Origin of the sequence: Lysinibacillus sp. NPDC093688 (assembly GCF_050280145.1) — a bacterium.
In the GTDB taxonomy this organism is placed as follows: domain Bacteria; phylum Bacillota; class Bacilli; order Bacillales_A; family Planococcaceae; genus Lysinibacillus; species Lysinibacillus xylanilyticus_B.
Window position 1 is genome coordinate 1 of sequence record NZ_JBNNUX010000002.1, and the last position, 20,646, is coordinate 20,646.

The 20,646-nt window shown below is 32.8% G+C and carries 20 protein-coding genes and 1 pseudogene; all 21 read left to right on the plus strand.

Going from position 1 to position 20,646, the window contains the following annotated elements; translation table 11 throughout:
* Positions 1-113 (plus strand): annotated as a pseudogene (locus tag ACQKN2_RS02275) (transposase); the annotation flags it as partial.
* Between the two features lie 160 nt (positions 114-273).
* Entirely contained in the window at positions 274-1,638 is a 1,365-nt protein-coding gene (locus ACQKN2_RS02280; protein ID WP_427413505.1) for a DEAD/DEAH box helicase, read from the plus strand.
* A complete protein-coding gene (locus ACQKN2_RS02285) occupies positions 1,638-2,228 on the plus strand; it encodes a ComF family protein (RefSeq protein ID WP_427413506.1) in 591 nt (196 codons plus the stop codon). The genes ACQKN2_RS02280 and ACQKN2_RS02285 overlap by 1 nt, the downstream gene beginning before the upstream one ends.
* Before the next feature lie 188 nt (positions 2,229-2,416).
* The gene (locus ACQKN2_RS02290) at positions 2,417-2,830 is read left to right on the plus strand and encodes a TIGR03826 family flagellar region protein (RefSeq protein WP_427413507.1); all 414 of its coding nucleotides are present in this window, start codon (positions 2,417-2,419) and stop codon (positions 2,828-2,830) included.
* 256 nt (positions 2,831-3,086) lie between these two features.
* Positions 3,087-3,347, plus strand: a complete 261-nt coding sequence (gene flgM, locus ACQKN2_RS02295) for a flagellar biosynthesis anti-sigma factor FlgM (RefSeq protein WP_323645560.1) — start codon at positions 3,087-3,089, stop codon at positions 3,345-3,347.
* A 27-nt stretch (positions 3,348-3,374) separates the two neighbouring features.
* Positions 3,375-3,875 carry a flagellar protein FlgN gene (locus ACQKN2_RS02300; protein WP_427413508.1) on the plus strand — a complete coding sequence of 167 codons (501 nt, stop codon included), beginning with the start codon at positions 3,375-3,377 and terminating at the stop codon, positions 3,873-3,875.
* 65 nt (positions 3,876-3,940) lie between these two features.
* Positions 3,941-5,497, plus strand: coding sequence for a flagellar hook-associated protein FlgK (gene flgK / locus ACQKN2_RS02305; protein WP_427413509.1), 1,557 nt, complete (start codon positions 3,941-3,943; stop codon positions 5,495-5,497).
* A gap of 42 nt (positions 5,498-5,539) precedes the next feature.
* The gene (gene flgL / locus ACQKN2_RS02310) at positions 5,540-6,457 is read left to right on the plus strand and encodes a flagellar hook-associated protein FlgL (RefSeq protein WP_427413510.1); all 918 of its coding nucleotides are present in this window, start codon (positions 5,540-5,542) and stop codon (positions 6,455-6,457) included.
* A 104-nt stretch (positions 6,458-6,561) separates the two neighbouring features.
* Positions 6,562-7,125, plus strand: a complete 564-nt coding sequence (locus ACQKN2_RS02315; protein ID WP_427413511.1) for a DUF6470 family protein — start codon at positions 6,562-6,564, stop codon at positions 7,123-7,125.
* A gap of 16 nt (positions 7,126-7,141) precedes the next feature.
* On the plus strand, positions 7,142-7,585 hold the full coding sequence (gene fliW, locus ACQKN2_RS02320) for a flagellar assembly protein FliW (protein ID WP_427413512.1): 444 nt from the start codon (positions 7,142-7,144) through the stop codon (positions 7,583-7,585).
* The gene (csrA, locus tag ACQKN2_RS02325; RefSeq protein WP_323645554.1) at positions 7,585-7,803 is read left to right on the plus strand and encodes a carbon storage regulator CsrA; all 219 of its coding nucleotides are present in this window, start codon (positions 7,585-7,587) and stop codon (positions 7,801-7,803) included. Before fliW ends, csrA begins: the two co-directional genes overlap by 1 nt.
* Positions 7,804-8,006: 203 nt before the next feature.
* Positions 8,007-8,921 carry a flagellin Hag gene (gene hag / locus ACQKN2_RS02330; protein WP_427413513.1) on the plus strand — a complete coding sequence of 305 codons (915 nt, stop codon included), beginning with the start codon at positions 8,007-8,009 and terminating at the stop codon, positions 8,919-8,921.
* An 85-nt stretch (positions 8,922-9,006) separates the two neighbouring features.
* Positions 9,007-10,692 (plus strand): motility associated factor glycosyltransferase family protein, encoded by a 1,686-nt coding sequence (locus tag ACQKN2_RS02335; RefSeq protein ID WP_427413514.1) that lies wholly within the window; start codon positions 9,007-9,009, stop codon positions 10,690-10,692.
* A gap of 3 nt (positions 10,693-10,695) precedes the next feature.
* The gene (locus tag ACQKN2_RS02340) at positions 10,696-11,040 is read left to right on the plus strand and encodes a hypothetical protein (RefSeq protein WP_427413515.1); all 345 of its coding nucleotides are present in this window, start codon (positions 10,696-10,698) and stop codon (positions 11,038-11,040) included.
* Positions 11,040-12,239, plus strand: a complete 1,200-nt coding sequence (locus ACQKN2_RS02345) for a motility associated factor glycosyltransferase family protein (RefSeq protein ID WP_427413516.1) — start codon at positions 11,040-11,042, stop codon at positions 12,237-12,239. The genes ACQKN2_RS02340 and ACQKN2_RS02345 overlap by 1 nt, the downstream gene beginning before the upstream one ends.
* A 131-nt stretch (positions 12,240-12,370) precedes the next feature.
* Positions 12,371-13,342, plus strand: a complete 972-nt coding sequence (gene pseB / locus ACQKN2_RS02350; protein WP_427413517.1) for a UDP-N-acetylglucosamine 4,6-dehydratase (inverting) — start codon at positions 12,371-12,373, stop codon at positions 13,340-13,342.
* Positions 13,343-13,535: 193 nt separating this feature from the next.
* Positions 13,536-14,279, plus strand: coding sequence for a 3-deoxy-manno-octulosonate cytidylyltransferase (gene kdsB / locus ACQKN2_RS02355; RefSeq protein WP_427413518.1), 744 nt, complete (start codon positions 13,536-13,538; stop codon positions 14,277-14,279).
* Positions 14,280-14,392: 113 nt separating this feature from the next.
* Entirely contained in the window at positions 14,393-15,151 is a 759-nt protein-coding gene (locus ACQKN2_RS02360; RefSeq protein WP_427413519.1) for an HpcH/HpaI aldolase family protein, read from the plus strand.
* Positions 15,148-16,719 carry an aldolase catalytic domain-containing protein gene (locus ACQKN2_RS02365; RefSeq protein WP_427413520.1) on the plus strand — a complete coding sequence of 524 codons (1,572 nt, stop codon included), beginning with the start codon at positions 15,148-15,150 and terminating at the stop codon, positions 16,717-16,719. Before ACQKN2_RS02360 ends, ACQKN2_RS02365 begins: the two co-directional genes overlap by 4 nt.
* Before the next feature lie 107 nt (positions 16,720-16,826).
* Positions 16,827-18,299, plus strand: coding sequence for a hypothetical protein (locus ACQKN2_RS02370; protein ID WP_427413521.1), 1,473 nt, complete (start codon positions 16,827-16,829; stop codon positions 18,297-18,299).
* Positions 18,300-18,304: 5 nt separating this feature from the next.
* On the plus strand, positions 18,305-20,641 hold the full coding sequence (locus ACQKN2_RS02375; RefSeq protein ID WP_427413522.1) for an HAD family hydrolase: 2,337 nt from the start codon (positions 18,305-18,307) through the stop codon (positions 20,639-20,641).
* Positions 20,642-20,646: the final 5 nt, after the last annotated feature.

Consider the following 20,646-nt stretch of genomic DNA (forward strand, 5'->3'; position numbering starts at 1 on the left):
AATAAAACAAAAGTGATGAAACGGAATGCATATGGCTTTCGACGTTTCGATCACTTTCGAGCAAAAATCTTATTAAATTTAAAGTATAAAGAAATGGGGTTCATCTGGGTTAATGTGCTAAAAGATTGCACCACCCCAATATTTGACTTAGAACCGTTTTTTTATGTAGGAAATTTCCCTCTCTCCGGAAGAAGAACGAGAATCGCTGATAAACCGTAGAACATCGCCGATAACAAAAATCGCCGGTAAAAAGCGCATGAAAGGAGCAAAGTAATGACATATAAAGGTTGGTTGTTGCCACCTGCATTACGAGATTTTCATGAAGGACGTATTTGGTTAAAGGAGCATGCCCCATTTTCAAAGGAGGATATCGAGAAATCAATCAGTCATCAATACTTTCATATAATAGAAGGAATTCAAAAAGAGCCATATCTAAAATGCAATCGTTGCCATAATGAAAATCCTCAACACTTTACAACGTTTGATTGTTCAAAGTGCCAGCAGCAATGTATATATTGTAGACAATGTCTGAATATCGGGAGAGTGAGTAGCTGTACGCAATTGATGCTTTGGACAGGCCCTCGCGCAATTAGGACAAGAAAGCATTCACTCAAATGGGCAGGGCAATTTACAGTGCTACAACAGCAGGCAGCAAATGGAATGCTAGAAAGTGTCAAGGCAAGGCGTTCCCATCTTATCCATGCAGTATGTGGGGCTGGAAAAACAGAGCTACTTTTCCCGACTGTTCATTATGCGTTAGAGCAGGGCTTGCGAGTATGTATCGCTACGCCTCGGACAGATGTAGTGTTAGAGTTATATCCACGCTTTCAAAAAGTTTTCCCGCAAACGATAATCCATGCATTATATGGTGGATCACCGAAGCAGGAGGGCTATGCCCAGCTTGTGTTGGCGACAACTCATCAGCTTTATCGGTTTGAACGAGCGTTTGACGTCATGATTGTTGATGAGGCTGATGCCTTTCCGTATACATTTGATAAAACGTTGCAAAGGGCAGTGCAAAAGGCAAAAACGGAAAATACACCACTATTGTTGGTCACGGCAACCCCTTCGCATAAACTACTTACTCAGTATCAAAATAATTCTTATTCATTTATCCCGAAGCGCTATCATGATCGTCCATTACCAGTCCCTCGATTTCATTCCCTATGGAGCTATGAAAAAAGCTTGAAACGAGGAAAGATCCCACGAAAGCTGAAACAATGGACAGAGGAGCGCCTTGTACGCAAAGAGCCATTTCTATTATTTTTCCCAAAAGTAGAGTTAATGAAAATAGCTACACCTCTTTTTCAATTATTAGACGACAGCATCATGGCAGTACATGCAGAAGATCCTGAACGTAAAGAAAAAGTGCTTAAACTACGTGAGAGAGAAGTTCCGGGTTTACTGACTACGACCATTTTAGAAAGAGGGATTACGATCAAGAATGTACAGGTTGCAGTGATTGGGGCAGAATCAACCATTTTTACTTCAAGTGCACTCATACAAATCGCTGGGCGAGTTGGTCGAAATATCGATTTTGCAGATGGAGACGTCGTATTTTTTCATCATGGCATTACGACTGAAATGGATGATGCACGGACAAAAATTCTTTATTATAATAAGAAAGGATTTTTATAATGAATAAAATTGAAACACTGTGCTTATTATGCTCACAGCCTTTGCAATCAGCAATCTCATGGAAACTACTTTTAACAAAACAATTTCAACCAACTATCTGTGATAGATGCTTAGCTCGATTTGAATATTCCTCAACAGCTACAGCACTTTACCAATATAACGATGCGATGAAGGATTATTTGCATCAATATAAATTTCTTCAGGATGTCGCACTTGCTAAAGTATTTCGGCAGGAGCTACATGCACGATTGAAGCATGAAAAAGCAACCATTATACCGATTCCTATGCACCGCCTTAAGCAAAGGGAACGTACCTTTTCGCATATGGAGGAGTTATTAAAGGCTGCTAATATTCCCTTTTTGCAACTATTAGAAAAGACGACGATAGAAACGCAAAGCTCCAGAAATAGAGAGCAACGAATACAAGCAGCTCCTCTTTTCCACCTGATAGAAGGAGCACAAGTAAGGCATAAAGAATATCTTCTTTTTGACGATATAAAAGCTACAGGAACGACTTTAAGGCATGCTACTGAGGTTTTATTAAATGCAGGTGCTGAAAATGTCAAAAGCTTCACACTAATTAATGGATGAAAATGCTAATGCATTGTGTATAATAGATTACGAATATATAAGATTCGTATTTTGTTGTTATCTTCATTCGAAGATAAAGCCTCCGGCGGATGTCACGGATTTTGAAAGGAATGAATTGTGCCCTGCACAATTCAAAATCCGGACGCAATTACGCCAAGGCGAAATTGATTTAAGAGGAGGAAGAGTAGATGGCAGAGGTTCGCAATTGTCCGAAATGTAATGAGTTTTTTAATTATATAGGGGTCAGAGAAGTATGTCATAAATGCGCTCAATCTGAAGAAGATTTATATCAAATCGTTTATCGCTTTTTACGTAAACGTGAAAACCGTGCGGCGACAGTGGAACGTATTGTTGAGGCAACAGGAGCTGAAGAGGAGCTATTGTATAAATGGGTACGCAAGGGGCGTTTACAGCCTGCGATGTTCCCGAATCTTGGCTATCCATGTGATAACTGCGGTCATCTAACGACAACAGGCAAGCTTTGTACAAAATGTCAGGATGAATTGAAGTCAGAGCTACGTACATTCGAAGCGGCGAAGGAGTTCCGTGAGAGTGTGGCAGATCGTGATCGTGTAACCTATCACGCAGATCGAAAACATTAACTTCTTTCAGCGAGTGTCCAAACTCCCGGTGAAATAGAGGAACTCAGTCTAAGAACTTCACATCCTGTGAAAACACCTGGAATCGATGATTTTAGGCTAACATCTTATATCTCAATTATACCGAGGCATAATTGATAGGACTAAAGTGTGTTAATTTTAAACAAAATTAGCACACTTTTTTATATTTGAAAACTTAACATTATGTGAGACAATCCGAAATAATAGGTAGATAAGCTTTTTAGATAGGGGGGATTACATGAAAATTACATCATATGGGATTAATGCAGTGAACGCCTATAATAATCAGGTGCGCAATGTACAATCAAGCACTAACAAGGCATCCTTCGCAGATAAAATCGAAATTTCAAAGACTGCACAAGAGATGCAAGGGATTTCAACATACAACACAGAGCGTGCAGAACGCGTAAAACAATTAAAAGAAGATATCGCTTCTGGCGAATACAAAGTGGACGCTCGTAAAGTGGCAGAAGATATGCTGAAATATTATCGTTTCTAAGGAATATCAGAAAGGGTGCTTCGCAATATGTCTGTAGAAACGATTTGTTCTACACTAACAAAACTAGAAAGAATGCATAAAAGCTTACTTGAACTAGCCATAAAAAAAACTGAAATCATTACAGCTGGTGATATCGAAGCACTGGACCAAATGCTCAAGGATGAGCAGGCACATGTAGCGGCCATCGATAAGCTCGAGCAACAGCGTCAGAAACAGGTAACGGATTACCTTGGGGCAAAAGGATTTGCTTCAACTGACAAAGCAACTGTCGCTGATGTCATCGAGGCTGCTGAACAACAGACTGAAAAAGACACGCTCTCAGCTGTTCGCAATCGATTATTGCAAATTATCAACGACTTAAAAAAACAAAACGATTTAAATCAAAAACTAGTGTTTCAATCACTACAATTTGTCAATCTGACAATGGGTTCCTTACGACCTCAAACCGAGCAAATGAACTACTCTGGTAGTGAAATACGCGGAACAAATAAGGTTGGTAAAAAATCATTTTTTGATTCTCAAGCATAGTTTCTTGCACCTATGCAAGAAACATTTGCTTGAAATTATAAACGTTCAAAAAAGGAGGAAAAAAAATGCGCTCAACATTTATGGGCTTAGAAGCAAGTAAACGCGGTTTATTTACACAACAAACAGCTTTATATACAACTGGACATAATATTTCCAATGCAAATACATTAGGTTACTCTCGCCAACGAGTAAATATGCAAGCGACGCAAGGTTTCCCTCAAGCAGGTTTAAATCAACCTAACTATCCGGGACATCTCGGAACAGGGGTAGAAGCGGGATCGATTCAACGTGTTCGTGACGAATTTATCGACCGTCAAGTCCGTCAAGAAACAAACAAGCTAGGCTATTGGGAATCACGTTCAAATGCAATTTCTCAAATGGAAGATATAATGGACGAACCGTCTCAATTTGGTTTAAACGCAGCATTAGAACAGTTCTGGAAAGGGCTTCAAGATGTCAGTACAAATCCGGAAAATGCAGCCTCTCGTAAAGTAGCGATGCAACGAGCTGAACACCTAGCTGAATCATTTAGATATATGGACAAGCAGATAAAAACAGTTCAAGGTAACTTAGGGAATGAAATAAATGTAGCGACGGATCGTATTAACTCACTCTTAAAGCAAATTGCTGCCATCAATAAACAAGTTCAGGAAGTAGAGCCAAATGGTCATGTACCGAACGACTTATACGATGCGCGTGATGTTTTAATCGATGAATTAAATAATTACATACCTGTATCCATTAAACGTGTAGAATCTGGCGGAAATGCTAGTTCAGTGGCTGAAGGAAGCCTGACAGTTGTATTTAAACCATATGGAACAGATAAAGAGATTGAGCTAGTGAATGGTAAAGACTATGCTAATTTAGAAGTAAATGGCAATGTAGCAAATCCGGGTGGTTCAAAGCAAATTGATGGCACAAACTTGTCCAATATGTTCTCATCTATCCAAGTAAGCGGGTTGGGCTCAACAGAATCAATTACATATGACCAGTTAGAACCAGGTAAAGGGAAACTATTATCTCTTATTGATTCGTACGGATATGATAGTGCAGATGGGCCAAAAGGTTATTACGTAGAAACATTAGCAGACCTTAATGAATTGGCAGTTAAATTTGCTGAAGCCTTCAATAAAATGCATAAGCAAGGCTATGATTTAACAGGTGTTCAAAATGATATAGATTTCTTTACTACGAAAGACGGATCACCAATAACTGCAGGCAATATTATTGTAAATGATATTTTTATAAAAGATCCTTCTAAATTAGCCGCATCTGATGCAAAGAATGAAGAAGGAAATGGTAAATGGGCACTTGAACTTGCTAATCTTCAATCCAAAAGCCAAAGTGAGTTAAATGGTGCGACATTTAACTCTTTCTATCAAGGAATGATCGGTAAACTAGGAACTGATGGTGAAGAAGCATATCGCTTAAACATGACTTCTGAAAAATTATTAGTAACACTTTCTGGTAATCGTGCCTCAGTAAGTTCCGTGTCCCTTGATGAGGAAATGACAAATATGATTACGTTCCAACAAGCATATAATGCCAACGCACGTATGATTACAGTTGTCGATGAAACATTAGACAAAATCATTAACGGCATGGGCCGTGTAGGACTATAGAAAATACTCTAGCATTAAGATAGAAAGGGGCTTTTAAAAAATATGCGCGTAACACAATCCATGTTATCGAATAACATGCTTTTAAACTTAAATAATAGCTATGGTAAAATGTCTAAGCTACAAGATCAAATCATTTCAGGTTCTAAAATTACTCGCCCTTCTGATGATCCTGTAATAGCAGTAAAAGGAATGGGCTATCGCCGTGATTTAGGTCAAGTAGAACAATATACACGTAATATGAATGAGGTTAATAACTGGATCGACACAACAGACGAATCGCTCAACCAAGTTGGTGAGCAGATGAAGCGTGTGCGTGAGCTTGTTATTCAAGCGGCCAACGATACGAATACACCAGAAGAACGTGCGAAAATTAAAGCTGAAATCGATCAAATTCGTAAGCAAATTCAGGATGTAGGTAACACCAAGATTGCGGATCGTTATATTTTCAGCGGAACACGTACAAATCAGCCATTGTTTGAAAATGGTAAAATTGATCAAACAAAAGTAAACTCAGAAGATGTAGTTATTGAAGTTTATGATGGTATTCAAATGAAAGTGAATACTCCTGGAGCTGAACTGTTTCAAGATGTCGATAAAATGATGGAGAAAATTTCGGATATATTAGATCCTAATCGTGCTGGTGGACCAGCTACTGGTGAGGAAATTGGTAATGCGCTTGGAGGAGTAGCTGAACAAAGTACTGGCGATGACATTACAGCGATCCATAATAAAATTCTCGAGGCTCAGGCTGATGTAGGGGCACGTCAAAATCGTGTGGAGTTAATGGAGAATCGCCTTTCTATCCGAGAAATAGGTGTAACAAAGCAATTGTCTAATAATGAAGATGTTGATTATGCAAAGGCTATTACTGAGATGGTTACTAGTGAATCGATTCATCAAGCTGCACTTTCTGTTGGTGCAAAAATAATTCAACAAACATTAGTAGATTTTATTAGATAAAATAGTTTTGCCATTTAAATTTCGACAAGAGATCTTAACGAATAAGATTAAAAGAAGCGTTTGGACATTTTGTTCAGACGCTTTTCTTGAAAGGAGAGAAACAGATGAGACTCCCACAAATCCAAATTCATACAACTGATGCGAAATTAGACCTTAATATATCAAAACCACAACAATCTATTAAACAACCGAAAGCAACACAGCACATTGAACAGCCAGCCGCTATTTTAGAAATTCGTACGACTAAAGGCGTTTTAAAGATAGACTCTTCTCAGGCAAGACGGGATATTGGGATGATAGGTCCGTTAGAATCAAGTGCCAACTACGCAGAAAAAGGAAAACAAGAGAATCTACAGGGAATGGCACGTAGAGCGAGAGAGGGACGTCAAATGATGGTCAGCGCTGGTAAAGACCAGGGCCGTGCAACTATCCAAAATATCGCAAAACAAAATCATGGTCCACACCGTACGCCATTTAATATTAAATTTGTACCATCAGTAGGTTCAGTGAAAATAGACTATACACCAGGTACAACCGATGTCAATATTCAGCGAAGAGAGCCAATAATTGACGCAAAAGTGAACAAACCAATACACGAATACACACTAGGAAAAGTAACTGGTACAATGGTACAAAGACCGGATGTTGACATTAATGTCGTCATTTAAAGGAGCGTATAAAAGAATGAAAATTGCTACTAAATTTTTAGGTGAAATTGAAATTGAGGAACAGGACATCTTAACATTTGAACATGGCTTACTTGGATTAGGGAATGAAAAAAATTTCGTATTATTACCTATAGATGCAGAACTTCCTTTAGCGATACTGCAATCAATTGATAATGTGGAAATTGGTTTTGTAGTTGCCTATCCGTTCGCCTTCAAAAAAGACTACAGTTTTGATATAAGCGAAGATGATCGTGAGCAACTACAAATTGAGAAGGAAGAGAACGTACTTACATACTCTATAGTTACAATGAAGGAAACATTCCAAGAATCAACGATTAATTTGCTGGCACCTATAATCGTTAACATGGATAAAAGATGTGGTAAACAAATTGTCCTGCAAGATAATAAATCCTATCCATTACGTTACCCAATGCAAACATTGGAAGGAAGTGCGGAATAATGCTAGTACTTTCTCGTAAGAAAGATGAATCTATCATGATAGGCGATCAAATCGAAATTAAAATACTAGCTGTCGAAGGCGAGCAAATTAAAATCGGCATTGTTGCGCCAAAAACTGTTAAGGTACACCGTTCAGAAGTTTTTGAAGCTATTCAAGCGCAAAATAGAGAAGCTTTAACAGCATCTTCAAGCTTCTTAGAACAGCTGAAGAAAAAATAAAGAATACGTTTTTTAAGTGATAATTTTAAATTAGTAATCTATTACATAAAAAAATAAAAAAACTTTCGAAAAACTATTAAACATTTCCAACTAAATACGATATATAAATTGTAAGGGGCAGGAAGTACATACATACTACCTAATCCGAAACATTCCACACGGATGTGGAATGACAAAAACAAACATTCAAGGAGGAATTCCAAATGAGAATTCAACACAACATTTCAGCTTTAAACACACACCGTAACCTTGCTTTCAACAACACTCAAGCCTCTAAAAACCTTGAGAAATTATCTTCAGGTTACAAAATCAACCGTGCTGGCGATGACGCTGCTGGTTTAGCAATCTCTGAAAAAATGCGCGGACAAATCCGTGGTCTTGACATGGCTACTAAAAACGCTCAAGATTCAATTTCTTTAATCCAAACTGCTGAGGGTGCTCTTAACGAAACTCACTCAATTCTACAACGTATGCGTGAATTATCAGTACAATCTGCGAACGATACAAACGTATCTTCTGACCGTGCTGCACTTCAATTAGAAATCAACTCTTTAGCAGAAGAAATCACTCGTATTTCTACAGACACTGAGTTCAATACGCAAAAATTATTAAATGGTAACTTTGGTGGTAAAGTACAATCAGGTTCTGGTTTCAGTATTGACAATGCAACAGCAAAAGGTGGAAAAGTGTTCCACATCGGTGCAAACTCTAGTCAATCTATCAACTTAAGCATCGGTAATATGTCTGCAAGTGCACTTGGTGTAAATGCAGTTAAAACAGATGTAGCTGAATTAGGTACTAGCAAAATTGGTACAGGTATCAATATCTCATCACAAACATCTGCTAATAACTCAATCTCAGTTATCGATAAAGCATTAAACCGTGTATCTGAAACGCGTGCATCTTTAGGTGCTGTTCAAAACCGTCTAGAGCACACAATTAACAACTTAGGTGCAACTTCTGAAAACTTAACAGCTGCTGAATCACGTATTCGTGACACAGATATGGCTAAAGAGATGATGGGCTTCACTAAGAACAATATCTTAATGCAAGCTGCACAATCAATGTTAGCTCAAGCTAACCAACAACCACAAGGCGTTCTTCAATTATTAGGCTAATTTTAAACGCTAAACCTCTAGCTGTGGCTAGAGGTTTTTTTAAATATTTAAATAAATGTTGATAGAAGTATTGAGGTGATACGTTTTGAATATAAGTGTTGAGTTATTGCAAGCTAAAAATGGTGATAATACGTTAAAATTAAACGAGTATTTTGTACATAGTAAATATAACCCTATTAAGGAAGCAGAACAATTAGTAGATCGTCAATACACATTACATCACACTCATATCATTTTTGGTTATGGATGTGGTTATATAGTAGAAGCGTTATTAAAACGTAGAGCATTTGAAGAGACTATAATTGTGGTAGATCCTTTATTTAATAATCAAACTTTAGAACTTAAACATCAAGCACCAAATCTATTTGCGTTTAATAGTACGGTTATACCTATATTCGAGCTTTATATAAATGAGATTGCTGCAAATACTCGTGTATCATTTAAAACGATATGTACTCCAAATTATGATAAAGTATTCCCGAATGAGTACAAGGGATTACTGAAAAAAATAGTTGATATACAATATAAAAATAGAACAAATGATTATACGTTAATACGCTATGCGAAAGACTGGCAACGTAATTTTATTGAAAATTTACGTAATCTTAACGAAGATAGCTCAATTGAGGAGCTGCATAGACAATATAATTGCCCTGTAGTGGTAGCTTCTGGGGGGCCCTCTTTAACGAAACAAATACCGTTATTAAAAAAATATAGGAATAATATGATATTAATTTCAGCAGGCTCAACTACTAATTCATTAATAAGTAATAATATTGAGCCTGATTATGTTGTAACGATAGATGGTGGCGAACCAAATTACAATCATTTTAAACAATTAAATTTGAGAAATGCTGAAATAATTTATGGTTTGCAAAATCACTATAAGGTTAGAGAATCCTTCTCACAAAGAGGGTATATAATTGGAACAGAAAGTTTTGATAAATTATCAATGTACCTTGAAACCGAATTTAATATAGAATTTCCTACTTTAGAGTATGGGGGTAGTGTGGCACATGCTGCTTTTAATATAGCCCATTATATTTCCTCGGGAGAAATTGCATTAATCGGACAGGATTTAGCATATACTGATGATTTAACACATGCGGCAAATAATAAACATGCTCGGAAAATTGATGAAGCATTTATAAAAGAGCGAGAGGCTTTTCAAGTTGAAGGATATTATGGAGAGCCTGTTTGGACAAATCCAGTCTTTCAATCAATGAAATTAGATTTTGAAGCGCTTATCACTGTAAAAAAACCAGATGAACCTTTTTTTAATTGTACTGAAGGCGGCGTTAAGATAAATGGATTTGAACAAATAACATTAGAAGATTTTCTTATGAAATTTTCTAATAATGAAGAAGTTACTAAAGTGAAAAGAAATAATATCGGTTTAAATTTAGATACTCATAAAAGTTTAAAACAACTTCTTCTTAATTTAGATGAATTAAAAGAGAAGTTGGATAAGGGAATCACACTTTTAAAAAGTATAGAGTCATTAAAAGGCTATGATAATAAATCGCTTAAGAAATTTAATAGTGTAGAGAAGTCAGTAAATAAGCTTCTAGATAAAATACCTATGGAGCCAATGACTAACATTATTACTATAGATATTTTAAATAATTATTTACCTGTAGAAAATGAAAGTGATAATGAAGCGTATATGAGAGCTAATAGGCAAACAAAAGCATTGTATACACAGCTTCAAGAAGCAGCTATTTATACAGAGTCTTGTATAAAAAAAGTACTAGAGAATAGTGAGGTTTAATATATGAAAGAAATAATTGAAGTTATTGCAAGTTATAATGAGTATATTTTAAGAGTACCTCATGGAAGTATTCAAATTGCGGAACATTTACGAAAAGATGAAATACCTGAATCCATGCAAATAATTTTACAATTTTCTGAAGGAATGAGCTGGTTAGTAGAAGCTAGTGATTTACTGTCTAAAAATAAAGTAACAGTTTACTTACCAGTTGAACAAATTCATGAGTTCTTGAATGAAATTAATAATGGGTTAGAAATTCAAGATTATGTATTAGTTGCTGATATGTTCGAATATGAAATTGCACCATTTTTTGAACAACTATCACCAATTGAAGGGTTTGAAAATTAATGAATTGGGAAGTTGCTATCGCGAAAAATGGAGAAGCAACATTAACTGTAAATAAGTATGCCATTTATAGTAAATATAGACCTAGGGAAGATGCATGGAAGTGGATTGATACTGAATTTGATGAATCAGTGGAACAGTATTTCTTAATTGGTTTAGGTCTTGGTTATCATGCTGAAAGATTAGCGCAATTAGCTGAGTCTAAAAGAGTAATAGTTTATTTTTTCGAGAAATTTGAGTATGAATTATTTTTGAAAAACAACTTAGATGATGAATTACTATTAAGTATAGAAATTATTCATGATTTAAAGGATATCATATTAAATGAAAAGACACAGGTATTAATACCTGGTAACTGGATCAAAGCTATAGGACAGGATCATCCTCTATTTACGTATTTAGAAAGTATAAAAATTAACCAGGTATCATATAAGCAATTTGCTGAATTGATGGAGGATAATTTTAATAAAAATTTACAAATTTCTACGGAAACACCGCATTACCTAGAATATAAGAAAAAAATTGCATGCCTTGTTGCGTCTGGGCCATCTCTCAATAAAACTATAAGCTGGTTAAAAGGTATGCAAGAAAATGTTGAAATATTTGCAGTAGGCTCTGCTTTAAAATTATTGTTGTTAAACGGGATTACTCCTACAGCTGCAATAATTTCAGATGCAAAACATAGCATCGTCAAACAAATTGAAGGATCAGGTTATTTAGGTCCATTATATTATTTAAGTACTGCTAATACCGAAACTGTTTTACAACATTTGGGGGATTCTTATATTTTGTTTCAACAAGGTTATCCTTTAGCAGAACAGGCTGCAAAGAAATATAAAATGCCTTTGCTTGAGACGGGAGGTTCTGTATCTACAGTTGCCATTAGTCTATTGGAATATCTAGAATTTGAAAAAATTATTTTATTTGGTCAGGATTTGGGTTTTGTAGGAAATCAAACACATGCTCAAAATTCCACATCGGGCAGAAAAGTTCAAAATGATACTCATTTAAGAACAGTTACTGCAAATGATGGTTCATTTATTTATACAACTTCTATTTTACAGATATATGCTAGATGGATTGAACAAAAAGCAAATCGGATGTCATTGCAACTTTATACAACCTCTAAGCAAGGTGCTTATATTCCAAAAGTACCGTTTATTGACGAAAAAAAGTTCAATTATATTGTCACTACAGAATAAAAACCTACACTATTTGTGGGTTTTTATTTACTTTTAGGGAATAATGTCGATATATAGAGGAAGAGATTAAATGTATAATAAAAGCAATAAGGTTATACATAATTTATTTATTTAGATTGGGGATATACGTAATGGACGTATTAAAAAATAAGACTGTTTTAATTACGGGTGGCACAGGTTCATTCGGTAAAAAATTTGTGAAGCAGGCTTTATTATCAGATGTAAAAAAAATTATTATTTTTAGTCGTGATGAGTTAAAGCAATATGAAATGAAGCAAGAATTTGATGATAAACGTTTACGTTTTTTTATAGGCGATGTTCGTGATCAGGTACGTTTACATCGTGCATTTGATGGTGTCGATATCGTTATTCATGCGGCAGCAATGAAGCATGTCGATGCATGTGAATATAATCCATTTGAAGCTGTGAAAACGAACATTCATGGAGCACAAAATATTATTGAAGCTGCTATTGATTGTGGAGTAGAAAAGGTTATTGCTCTTTCGACGGATAAAGCATGTAGCCCTGTAAATTTATACGGAGCTACTAAACTAGCTTCGGATAAATTATTTGTAGCTGCTAATGCCTATGTTGGAGATAAAAAAACTAGCTTTGCAGTAGTACGTTATGGCAATGTGGTAGGAAGCCGGGGAAGTGTAGTTCCTTTCTTTAAAAAAATGAAAGAACTAGGTACTTTACCAGTAACTGATGAGCGAATGACTCGCTTCTGGATTACTTTAGAGCAAGGAGTACAATTTGTGCTCGATAATTTAGCTCGTATGCATGGAGGAGAAATATTTGTACCGAAAATTCCTAGTATGAAGGTTGTAGATTTGGCAAAAGCCATTGGACCAGAATGTAAAATTGAAATTATCGGTATACGCCCAGGTGAAAAATTACATGAAGCCATGATTATGGAAGACGACGCTCGCCATACTGTAGAATTTGACCATTACTATATTATACAACCGGAATTTCCATGGTGGTCAAAGAAATATGCTGAAGGTGGAAAAAGTTTATCTGATGATTTTGCTTATACTAGTGACAATAATGTGGATTGGTTGACTGTTGAGGAACTTAGGGACTTGGCAGAGGAAATGTAGACAATTAAATGCTTCAAAATATAATTCCACATAAGATCCAGTTGTAAAACAAATCCTTGAGTAAAGTTATATTTCATTTAGTAAGATGATGAATGTTATTGTATGTATTTTATAAGAACGATGAAAGTACAAATTAGAATAATAGAAAACCGTAGCTCTATTAATAAGATTCAAAAAAGTTAGTGGGGGTATTATGAAAATTTTAGGAATTATTCCAGCGAGATATGGTTCTTCTAGATTTCCTGGAAAGCCTTTAGCTGATATTTTAGGTAAACCAATGATTTGGTGGGTGTATCAACAAGCTATTAAAACTAAAAGGTTAGATAGGGTTATTGTTGCTACTGACCATACATCAATAGAAGAAATATGTAAAAAATTTGATATTCCGGTAATTATGACTTCGAATGAACATGTAACTCCAACAGATCGACTTCAAGAAGTATCCGAAAAGGTAGAAGCTGATTTATATATTTGTATAAATGGAGACGAACCATTAGTTGATTCTAAAGTTATTGAGAAAGTGATTCCAGAAAAGGTTGAAAAAAATTTCTATGTAGCTAATTTAATTACAAATATAAAAAATTCCGCTGAGGTAATAGATAATACTAACTTAAAGGTAGTTACTGATAGCAATGGTTTTGGTGTCTATATTTCTCGTAGTCCAATACCATATCCAAAAGGAAGTATAGATTATAATTATAAAAAGCATGTAGGGATTCTAGCTTTTACAAAACCTTCTTTAGATTTTTATGTAAACACTAAAAGAGGTTGCCTTGAAACAATCGAGGATATTGATTTATTACGCTTTATTGAGAATCATAAGGTTGTTCATTTTATTGAGGCTGAATGTGAGTCATTGTCTGTTGACACTCCTAAAGATTTAGAAAAAGTAAAAGAAACTATAAGTAATATCTATGCGTCTCAAATTTTATCGTAGGAGTATGTAATAAAGAGAATAATATTGAATTAAGATTGGGACGTATGCTTGTTATTGTCACAATATGTTTCCTAGAAAGTTCATTAAGTTTCTAATTTAAAGGGAGAGTAAAAATGAGAGATTTGTTAGATAATTCAGAGGTTTCTTATGGTGTTTTTTGCAAAACAATAGATCCTAGTTTTATTGAAGCAATTGGTTTAGCGGGCTTTGATTTTGTAATTTTAGATAGAGAACATGGATATGCTAGTCATGAAACCATAGCTAATTTATTGAGAGCAGCTCAAGTGAGTTCTCTAGTTTCTATCGTAAGAACTGCTAATAAAAGCGAATTAGAAGTAAGTAAACCATTAGATATGGGAGCAAATGGTGTTCAAATTCCACAAGTAAGAAATCAAAAAGATGCACAAGAAGTAGTTGAGGCGGCTAAGTTTTATCCTTTAGGTAAAAGAGGCGTATGTAGGTATGTAAGAGATGCTAACTATTCTCTTAAAGAAAAAAATAAATTTTTTATAGAAGCTAATAAAAATACTATGGTTATATTACAGTTAGAAGGCGTTGAAGCTGTTAGTAATATAGATTCAATATTAGAAGTACAAAATATTGATATTATTTTTATTGGGCCATATGATTTATCACAATCGTTAGGAATGCCTGGGCAAGTAGATCATCCAAAAGTCATTGAATTAATGAGAGAAATTATTCATAAATGTAAGAAGAAAAATATTAAAGTAGGTACTTTTGTTGATACTATTGAATCAGCAAAATCTTGGGTAGATTATGGAGTAAAATATATTGCTTATTCTGTTGATATAGGTATTTTTTCTAATGTGGTAGCGAATATCAACAATAATTTAAGAGGGAAAAATAAATGAAAATTTCTGTTTTAGATTGTACATTACGAGATGGCGGATACATAAATAATTGGTTATTCAGAAAAAAAAATATTCTTTCTATAGTTCGTCATTTAGATGAAGCTAATGTTGATTTTATAGAGTGTGGATATTTAAATTACTCTTTTCAATTTAATTCAGACTCAACAATTTTTCCAACTATAGAATCAATTAATTATATTACTAGCTCTTCAACTAATTCGAAAATGGTTGCAATGGTTAATTTCGGTGAATATCCATTGCTCGAAATTCCTGATAATAACAATTTTGGGTTGTGTGGAATAAGAGTTGCCTTTCATCAGAATGATTGGTTCGCTGCAATAGAATATTGCCGAGGCATTCAGTCAAAAGGATATAAAGTCTTTGTTCAACCAATGATTACAAATAATTATTCTGATAGGGAATTATTAGAGTTAATTAATGCAGTTAATGAATTAAAACCTTTTGCATTTTATATAGTAGATAGCTTCGGAGTAATGAAAGAAACTGATTTAATTCGTATAAGTTTACTTATTGATAATAATCTTCACCCTATAATTAAGCTTGGGTATCATGCGCATAATAATTTACAGTTAGCATTTTCAAATGCACAAACATTTACAAAGCTTAATTTAAGAAGGGAAAAAATCATTGATAGTAGTGTATATGGAATGGGGAGAGGTGCCGGAAATTTAAATACTGAGCTTTACACACAATTTTTAAATGATAATTTTATTGAAAGATATAAGATAAAACCTTTATTAGAAATTATTGATGAATCATTATTAGCAATTTATCAGTCAAAATATTGGGGATACTCTTTGCCTCATTTCATTTCTGCTAAACATAATTGTCATCCTAATTATGCGACATATCTTGTTTCAAAAAACTCATTAACTATTGATGATATTGAAAACATTATATCTAAAATTGATCAGGTGTATAAAAATTCTTTTAATAAAGAATATGCGGAAAAACAATATATTAGTTATCAATTAAAAAATATAAACAACTCAAAATCAATAAATAGGTTATTTGATGAATTAAAAGAGAGCCAGGTATTAATAATTGGTCCTGGGAAAAATATTAATGATGTTAAAAAAATACTCTCATATATAAGAAAGTTTAAGCCCATTACAATTAGTGTTAATTTTGAACATGATGAAATAAAATCTAATTTTGTATTTGTAAGTAATATAAAAAGGTATGAAGCTTTAAAAAATAAAAAAGAGAATTTAATAGTTACTTCTAATATTAATAATGATACTAGATATGTAGTTGATTATAACCAACTATTATATGATGAAAATGATTTGAATGATAATGCATTACTTATGTTGCTTAAATTATTAAATCTAGCTAGTGTAAAAGATATAACTCTTGCAGGATTTGACGGTTATGATTTGGATTTAACTGAAAATTATTTTAATTTAGATTTCATTGTACCAATGTCACACGATAAAGTAAAAAGTCTAAATAAAAAAATGAAAGGGGCTATTCAAAATATAGCTCAAGGAATCCCCATTAGTTTTTTAACTGAAAGTAAATATGAACAAAACAACCAAAGTTAAAAAATCTAGACAAAATGAGATTCAAGTAGAAAAAAATAGTCTAATGTTTTACATTCCATTAGTTCAACTACAGATGAGAAATTTGAAAATAGTTCTGGGAGAATATAATGTTATACAATTTATCGAAAGAAGTTTATACTTCAAGCCATAATATAGTAATATATGGAACAGGTGAAATAGGTAGAGAAATTTTTAATTCATTAAGTGACAATGGTTTAGAAAATAAGGTTATGTTTTTCTTGGAAAGTTCCCCTAAAGAAAAATACTTTAAGGGGAAAATAGTAAAGAATCCTGACGAGCTAACTAATCAAGAAATTGATAGTTGTATTTTTATTGTAGCTTCTATTGCATATGCTAATGAGATGCTGCAGACATTACTATCAGTTGGAATTTTAAATAATAATATATATCCTTGTGAACTGATAGGGAAACATGTTTATATTCCAAGTGAATTACTGATCACAAAATTTATCTTATACCCCAAGGTAGAGCAAGAAACGCAATTAATAAAATTGATTAAAAAGCTCAAATGGTATTTACCATATCAAGAAAGATATCCAAGAGATATCTATATAAGTTTATCCCCCAGTATAGATATAAATAAATATTATAATATTTTAAAAGAACATGGAATAAAGATAAATAAAGAAGACGTCCAATTGGATAATGACTCTTTACTATTGATATGGGATAAAAAACAAGGTAATAACTTTGAAATTAATAAATTCAAAGATTATACATATTGTATTGATGAAACTTATCATGGTGGAGTAGAAAGTGTTAATTTAGCTAAATTATTTTATTTAACTCTTCCTTTAGCTGAACGTAATAGTCAAAAGGATAATTCAATAGAAAAGTTTATTTTATTACAAAAACAAGCTATTTCCTATAATAGCACTTTAGTATTAGGAACTGGACCATCAATTTCACAAATGGATTACAAAGAATTGCAAAAACATTTTGTTGTTATGTGTAATAGCATTGTACATAATGTAAAACTTCTGAAAAATATTAAAAACGGTGTCATGACTTTTTCTGATCCAGCGTTTCATTTAAGTTATAATGAATATTCTATTAACTTTAGACAGGCTTTAACTAAATTAGTTGAGGAAAAAAAAATCTTTTGCATTACCTTAGTAGAGTGGATACCACTTTTAAAATTTTACTATCCTCGATTAGCAGATTACTTAATTGGTATAGATATTAAAAATCTTGATACTTTTGAATTTCCATCAACGAATGCACTACATGTTAAAAATGTAATGAATGTGGCTACTAATTATATGATTCCAATAGCTAGTAGTTTGAAGAAAGAAGTATATATTGCTGGTTTAGATGGAAAATCAAATAGTCAAGATAAAATATGGACTCACGATAATAGGTCCCAACAAAATGATTTGATTACAAAGGTAAGAAAAACTCATCCTTCCGCCTTTCGCGATATTATAGATCAAGAATGGTACTATAGCAGTCATCTTAAGAATTTAAAAGAGTTACTGGAGTATGGAGAATCTGAAGGCAATTCATATACTACGATAACCAAATCAAATATTTCTAGTCTTATAGAAAGAGAGAGGTAGTTATTTTGTCTGAATCATTCAAAAAAAATAGGTTATTAAAAGATATTGATTTTAATAATTATAACGTTATTACTTGTGATATCTTTGATACTTTAGTTTATAGAACCGTTTTAACACCAAGTGACGTTTTTTTAAAAGTTGGTAAGCAAGCAAGAGAAAGTAAACTATTAGTAGATCGTATTGATGAACAACAGTTTAAAAGACTAAGAGAACTAGCTGAGAAAATTGCTAGGGAAAAATCATTTCAAAAATATAAAAATAAAGAAATTACCTTACAAGATATATATAATAATCTACCGGAATATATTGGCGATGTAAATAAGATAATGAAGTTAGAAATTGATGTAGAAAAGGAAGTGATTTATTTAAATAAGTCAATTTATTCTTTTCTTAAAGCTGCTAAAAGAAATAAATTAAAAATTATTCTACTATCAGATATGTATTTAACTAAACCAGAATTAGAAGAGATATTGATTTATAATGGTGCTGATTTAACATTATTTGACAATATAATTGTCTCTTCAGAAATAAAAAAAAGTAAAGCTGATACTAAATTGTATGAATATATAATTGAAAATCAAAATATAAAACCATCAAATACTCTTCATATAGGAGATAATTATATTTCAGATATAATAAATGCTAAGAAATTTGGATTAAATACTATACATTATAAATTAAATGGGGACTTTGATGAAAAATATGATAGAGAATTAGTAAAAAAAGAAAAGTGTATAGGGGAATTATGGGCTTTAAGAAAAGAAGTGGCTTTGAATAATCCCTATGATAGTAATGTCGATAGTTATTTTTGGTTTGATTATGGGGCAACTATACTTGGGCCTATATTTAGTGTATTTACAGAATATATTTATGGAGAGGCAATTAAAAATAACGTAAATAATATACATCCTATTTTAAGAGATGGTCATATTTTTGGGGATTTACTAAAAATTAAAGATAAAAATTTGAAGTTTAATATTAATCCTATTTATGCATCAAGAAAGTCTACATATTTATCTTCCAAAACAGAATTTACTTCAAATGATTTGAGAGAAGTAATGAAATCTGATCAGTTATTGGTAAGTGCTTTAATGAATAGAATAGGTATTAAAGATCATCCTTTTGTAAAATGGGGAAATATTAGTATGGCTAGAACTTTATCTATTAACATAGATAATACTACATTATTTGATAAAATTGAGGATTTTTTAATAAGAATAAAAAAGCAAGAACTTAAAGATGTTTTTAAAAAAGAAAATCTCTTATTCACTAATTATTTTAAACAAGAAGTTGATGTTAAAAAGGAATATTTTACAATAGATATTGGTTACAGTGGAACAATATCGAAGAATATTCAGAAAGCATTAAAAATTAAAGGGGATCTATATAAAGGTAGAGATTTTTTACTTTTAGGACAAAAACATACCTCTAAAAATATCTTAGAAGGCTCTAATATTGATGTTTTTATCCCATATGAGAATAACGAGAGTTTTTTCACAAATTATAATTTTAAACCATTTTTATTAGAATCATTTACTTCAAATAATTCTCCGAGTGTAATAGGATATAAAGAAAAAAATAAAGAAGTTAACCCAATATTTAAAGATAATTATATAGAAAAACAAAATGAAGTTGCTAAAGAGATTTGTCTAGAAGGGGTTATTTGTTTTTATAATCACTTTTTGGAGCTTATTGAACACAAAAATATTACTAGTATGCTTGTCAATGAGACTGATAGGAGTTCTTATTTATGGATACTCGAAAGATTAATGAATTATCCAATTAATAAAGAAGCGGTATTGTTAGGTGAGTTACTAACAGAGAATGATTTTGATAGAAATGTTAAAAAGTCGTTATGTTCTTTAGAAGATGATTTGGAATTACAACAAAAAGGCTTGAAAAGATATCAAAAAGAATCTCTAAGAAGAGAAGAAACTTGGATTGCAGGTATAATTGAACGACGATATCCATATTACCTAGCTATGGAACTATATAAAGAAACAAGTGACCCAAATATTAATTTTGTGATTGAAACCATTAAAGATTGTCTTGATAAAAATGTACAACAATGTATTGTCTATGGTTGTGGAGATATAGGATTATTAATGGTAAAACTATTAAAAGCAAGTAATATTCAACCCTTATACATTGTTGATCGTAATTCATTGTTGTGGGGGAGAAATGTCGAAGATATCCCAGTGGTAGATTTCAGTAAGGTTAAAAATATTAAAAACATACCTTTTATTATTGCATCTAACGCTTTTTTTAAGGATATAGAAACTTTCATACGTGAAAAACATATAAACGGCTCAAAGGTATGGATAGTAAATAAAAGAGACTAAAAAAT